5 protein-coding genes are annotated in these 5763 nt (G+C 41.4%); 4 read left to right on the forward strand and 1 reads right to left on the reverse strand.

Annotation, left to right across the window (positions count from 1 at the left end):
* Positions 1–496: 496 nt before the first annotated feature.
* Entirely contained in the window at positions 497–1732 is a 1236-nt protein-coding gene (locus VZ94_RS20520; protein ID WP_045780663.1) for an AmpG family muropeptide MFS transporter, read from the reverse strand.
* Positions 1733–2158: 426 nt separating this feature from the next.
* Here VZ94_RS20520 and VZ94_RS29830 point away from each other — a divergent pair, with 426 nt between their 5' ends.
* The 4 genes from VZ94_RS29830 (at position 2159) to VZ94_RS31225 (ending at position 5279) form a co-directional block, all read left to right on the forward strand.
* Positions 2159–2929 carry a cyclic di-GMP phosphodiesterase gene (locus VZ94_RS29830; RefSeq protein ID WP_239650116.1) on the forward strand — a complete coding sequence of 257 codons (771 nt, stop codon included), beginning with the start codon at positions 2159–2161 and terminating at the stop codon, positions 2927–2929.
* Positions 2916–3377: an HD-GYP domain-containing protein gene (locus tag VZ94_RS29835; RefSeq protein WP_239650117.1), complete on the forward strand. Its 462-nt coding sequence runs from the start codon at positions 2916–2918 to the stop codon at positions 3375–3377. Before VZ94_RS29830 ends, VZ94_RS29835 begins: the two co-directional genes overlap by 14 nt.
* Before the next feature lie 161 nt (positions 3378–3538).
* Positions 3539–4984, forward strand: a complete 1446-nt coding sequence (locus VZ94_RS20535) for a bifunctional metallophosphatase/5'-nucleotidase (protein ID WP_275575340.1) — start codon at positions 3539–3541, stop codon at positions 4982–4984.
* Positions 4968–5279: a 5'-nucleotidase C-terminal domain-containing protein gene (locus VZ94_RS31225; protein ID WP_275575341.1), complete on the forward strand. Its 312-nt coding sequence runs from the start codon at positions 4968–4970 to the stop codon at positions 5277–5279. The genes VZ94_RS20535 and VZ94_RS31225 overlap by 17 nt, the downstream gene beginning before the upstream one ends.
* Positions 5280–5763 lie beyond the last annotated feature (484 nt).

Here is a 5763-nt window from a genome sequence, read left to right on the forward strand (position 1 = left end):
AAGTAACAAGGTTATTGTAGTTTTACCGCAAACATTTGCCAGTTTTGATAAGCAGATCTTCAAAATTGATAGTTAATTGCAGCAAGTGCATCTAAAAAGCGTGAATAACTCTTAAAAAAATAAAAAATCACTGTTGTAACCTATTGATTTTATAAAAATCCTAAATTGAGAATTGCTGGCGAAAATGGCGCCATACCAATGCCTTGACAATAGCTTGCTTATCACCTTCGAGGGGGCGTGTGATTAAAATAGCGGCCACCTACTTAAGACGGGACAGCCACGTGAGAACAACGTCATCTAGTCATGGATTGCCGAACTCCAAAACATAAGGATTTGCTTGAAGCTTTGCCATCCTTGGCGTCTGGATTCCGGCAATCCCTGCCGGAATGACGATTTAGCTCCACAGACTAAAATTAAAACTGTTCCGTCTTGAGTGTGTCGCCAAAATAGCGTGATTAAAGCTATTTAACCCGATGTAAGTCTTTTTCATAGGCGCTTAATCTTTATCTTGCCAAGGTGCGACTTTTAATAGCAGTAACATACCAGGCACAGCGAGGGCAAAACATAAGAAATAAAAATGGCTCCAGCCTAATGCATCTACTAAAAAGCCCGTTGCTGCATTGGCGACGGTTCTGGGAATGGCGGTTAAACTGGTAAACAACGCAAATTGCGTTGCGGTATAAAGCGGATGTGTGGTTTTGGCGATAAAGGCAACGAATGCCGCTGTGCCTAGGCCTACGCCAAAGGCTTCAAAGCCTATGACTAGCGCTAAGCCAAGCAGGGTATGTGTTACGGTTGTTAGCCAGGCAAAGCCTAAAATTGCTAGCATTTGCATTAGCCCAAATAACCATAAGGCTTTATTAATACCTAATTTTAGCATCCATAACCCACCTAATAACCCGCCGATGACGCTAGGCCAAAGTCCGGCATTTTTAGCGACCAAACCGATTTCGGTTTTGCTATAGCCCATGTCTAAATAGAACGGCGTGGCGAGTGCCGTTGCCATGCTATCGCCTAATTTATAAAAAAACATAAACGCTAAAATTAATAACGCAGTGCTGATACGGTTACGGGTGAAAAACTCGCGACAAGGTTCGACGATAGCTTGTTTTAAGCTTTTAGGCTGAGTGTCGGCTTGTAAAGGTTCTGCTACGACGAGACTCATAATCATGCCAGGCAACATAAATAACGCTGTAATGACAAATACCCATTGCCATGTTAAATAATCAGCTAAAATTAATGCGAGTGAACCTGGTACCAAACCTGCTATTTTGTAGGCATTGACATGAATAGCATTACCTAGGCCTAGTTCGCTATCGACTAAGAGTTCGCGTCGATAGGCATCTAATACGATGTCTTGCGAGGCGCTGAGTACGGCTAATATGACCGATAACGCTATAATCATTGACAAGTTGAGTTTAGGTTCAAACAAGCCTAGCGTTGGAATAGTGAATAATAATGCGCATTGTATTAACAGCATCCAGCCACGTCTGCGGCCTAATAGTAAGTTGTAACGGTCAAAAAATGGTGCCCATAAAAATTTCCAGGTGTAAGGCAGTTGTATTAGCGAAAATAAGCCGATTTCTTTTAAGTCTACGTGCTCAGTTCTAAGCCAGGCAGGGACTAAGCTAATTAAGATATACAGCGGTAAACCTGAGCTAAAGCCAGTGAATACGCATATTAGCAGGCGAGAAGTTAAAAAAGCAGGCCAGCGAGTGATTGATTTTTGCATGGGTTGTAAATTTGCTGGGTATGGGGGCAGTTAAACAAGACAATCAGTGTTGTTGCCGGATTATCTAGGCGTTACTGAATTGCTAGGCGTATTATTTAAATGATAAGATTTTTTGGATTAACAAACTTTACAGAGACATTGCTTTGTTTGTTAAGCGTTTCTAGCATTAAGTATATATGTTGAACAATCATATTCGGTCGTAAAGTTGAAAAAACCGCAAATATGAACTTATGCGGTATACTTAGTGCAGTGATGTTTTCGGTTTTAGTTGCACTAAGCCAAAAAACGAAACGTTGTAGAGTATATAGCAAAAGCATCATCGCTTTATTTTTGAATTTTCAATAGATTTTTTTCTGGTAATGTTGTTACCAGTAAACGCTAGTTAGATTGATTTTTACTATTTACGCATGTTGTCAGGGCTGTTTTATGCTAAAGAAAATTAAAGTTAAAGATGCGCAAGTAGGCATGTATGTTCATGAAATTTGTGGTAGTTGGATGGATAATCCGTTTTGGAAAAAATCATTCAAACTAGAAAAGCAAAAAGATTTACAAACATTACTTGAATATCAGATTAAAGAAATTTGGATAGATACCAGTAAAGGTTTAGATGTGGTATCGAATGCCGAGTCTATTTCAGAAGAAGAGGAAAGCACACAGATTAATACGGCATTAGAGGAAATTGCCCAACAAGAAAAGCATTTAAAAATCCGCGCTTCATTGCCTGATGAGTTGGTTAGAGCGAGAAAGATTTTTTGGCGAATGCCAAAAGGTAATGTCATTAAAATGTTTAATGAAGCGCGTATGGGCAATGCGATTAAAATCGATCAGGCATCTACACTGGTTGAGGAAATTAATCAATCAATCCAACGTAACCCTGAAGCATTATTAAGCCTGGTTCGATTGAAAACTGCCAATGATTACACGTATCTACATTCTGTTGCGGTGTGCGGTTTAATGAGTGCGCTGGGAAAAGAGCTTGATTTAGACAGTGACACCATTAAAGAAGCTGGTATGGCTGGGTTAATGCATGATTTAGGCAAAATTTTTGTGCCGGGTAAAATCTTAAATAAAGCGGGTCGCTTAACCGATGAAGAATTCGCCATTATTAAGACGCATCCTTTTAAAGGTTGGGAGCAATTAAAAAAAAGTAGACGGTGTTGGCGAGATTACGTTAGATGTTTGTTTGCACCATCATGAGCGTGTTGATGGTAATGGTTATCCTGACCGTTTATCGGGTAATGCACTCAGTTTATTTGCGCGTATGGGTGCAATTTGCGATGTGTATGATGCGATTACCTCAACGCGTTGTTATAAAGCGAGCTGGGAACCGGCTGAGTCGCTACGAAAAATGGCGGAATGGAAAGATGGACAATTCGATGAAGTGATTTTTAGCGCGTTTGTAAAGACGATAGGTATTTATCCTTCGGGTACGCTAGTTAAGCTTAAGTCAGGACGTATGGGTGTGGTGATTGAACAAAGCAATGAAAGTTTGCTAAAGCCTATTGTTAAAGTCTTTTTCTCAACCAATTCTATGGCTTACATCATGCCGCAAGTCATGGATTTATCGCAGTCGCCTGATAGCATTATGAGCAAAGAAGACCCCAAGCAGTGGGGGTTTGACTTATCTAAGATTATGGCGGTTTAACATATCGTCGTTCTTGTTTAACCCTTGTCAAACCGCTTTCATATACGCTTGTTACACTATGGTTGATTCGCTAAAGGAGCAAGCGAAGCACGGATAACACAGCATTCCGGAGAATGCTGCTGCTATCATTTCTTAACATGAAAGCATAGCAAGGTGTAACAATGAAATTAACACAAATCGCAAGCGCGCTCGCTTTAAGCGTTGCCATCAATGGCGCTGTTTTTGCCGGTAACTATGTCGATATTAAAGTCGTGGCTATTAACGATTTTCATGGACAGTTAGAATCACCGGGTAGCCTGCGTAATTTAGCGGCAGACACAACAGCAACGATACCCGTCGGTGGCATTGATTGGTTGGCGGGCTATATTGCCGATATTAAAAGTAAAAATCCAAATACTGTCGTTGTTTCAGCCGGTGATTTAATAGGCGCAACGCCGTTATTATCCGCGTTATTTCATGATGAACCGACCATTGAAACGATGAACCGCGCAGGTTTAGATATTAATGCGGTCGGTAATCATGAGTTTGATGAAGGCAAAACTGAGTTATTGCGTATGCAAAACGGTGGTTGTCATCCTACGGATGTAAATACGTGTCAAGGTGCTTCAGTTGGTACGCCCGTGCCTTTTGAAGGCGCGGATTTTCAATTCTTAGCGGCTAATGTCGTTGATAAAACCACTAAAGAAACGCTTTTCCCGGCGTACACCATTAAAGAATTTGAAGGCGTTAAAGTCGCATTTATTGGTATGACGTTAAAAGAAACGCCATCTATTGTTACTCCTAGTGGCGTCGCGGGCTTACAGTTTAAAGACGAGATTAAAACGGTAAACCATTTAATCCCAGAGTTACGCGCGCAAGGGGCTAGAACGATTATTGTGTTAATTCACCAAGGCGGCACAACAACGGCAACCGCGTCTATTGAGAAATTAAATGCTTGCGAAGGTGGTTTAGAAGGCTCACCGATTAAAACGATTGTCAATGGCCTATCTAATGCTGTTGATGCGGTGATTACCGGGCACACCCATGCGTTGTATAATTGCTTGTTAACGACAAGAAATGGTAAGCACAAAGTGCCTGTGACCAGCGCATTAAGTATTGGGCGTGTAGTGACTGAGTTAGACTTAAAAATTAATTCAGAAACAGGACGTTTGCGTAAAGTCAGTGCTAACAATGTTGTGGTTGATAGAAATAATACGGCGATTACACCTAATGCAGAAATCGCTACGATTGTTAACAATTACAAAACCGTTGTGCAGCCGATTGCTAACCGCATTATTGGCAGTATTAGTGCAGATTTGACGAGAACAAATAATGCGGCGGGTGAATCTACTTTAGGCGATGTGATTGCTGATGCGCAATTAACTGCAACAGCGGCCAAAGGCTTTGGCGAAGCACAAATTGCCTTTATGAATCCAGGTGGTGTTCGCGCCGACTTAACCTACGCATCTAGCAGTGCTGGCGAAGGCGATGGTAATGTGACGTATAGCGAGGCGTTTACTGCACAGCCGTTTGGTAACAGTTTAGTGACGATGACATTAACCGGTGCGCAAATTGAAACGTTGTTAGAGCAACAATTCGTAGGCTGCCCTAATGGCCAAAACGTTTAGCCGTATTTTGTATGTGTCTAAAGGTTTTAGCTATACCTGGAACTCATTAGGTGGCGATTGCGATAAAGTTGATCCTTCGACTATTCGATTAAACGGTACTGTGCTTGAGCCAACGGCGAGTTACCGCGTGACGGTAAATAATTTTATGGCGACCGGTGGCGATAAATTTACTGTGTTAACGTCTGGAACTAACTTATTAGGCGGCGCCCAAGATATAGATGCACTAGAAGCCTATATCAAAGCAAATTCGCCGATAGCACCTGGCGCGTTAGATAGAGTATCCGTGTTGCCTTAGTTGGTATACAGATTAAGATTCCGGCAAGCGTTTAAAGTAACGCTTGCCGGGTCATGAGTCAGATATACTTTAAACGGTTAAGTTTTCGGTTTTTACAGCTAGCTGTAGGGTACGCTACGCGTACCTTTTTATTGATTTTATTGCGATTTTTTAATGGTACGCACAGCGTACCCTACTCAAAAAAACCGAAAATTTGAACGTTTAGAGTATAGCTATGTTTTTATTCGTAGCGAAACACGCCTTGATAACTGTAAGTCTCACCCCATAGCGGATGAGTGATAGTAAGGAATGAGCATAAATTAATTTCGACAATAAGGCGATTGCTGAGATAAATTTAGCCCAAAATAAGTCTTTCCAAGCCCGAAAATGATTGAACCCTATTCAAAAGAAATTGAAGAACAAATGCAAGAATTGTATGGCCGCCTCTCCGAAAAAAGCAGGCGGTTATATGCAGGAGTCGAAGCGTTAAAATTGCCCCATGGCG

Origin of the sequence: Methylocucumis oryzae, assembly GCF_000963695.1 — a bacterium.
GTDB classification, from domain to species: domain Bacteria; phylum Pseudomonadota; class Gammaproteobacteria; order Methylococcales; family Methylomonadaceae; genus Methylovulum; species Methylovulum oryzae.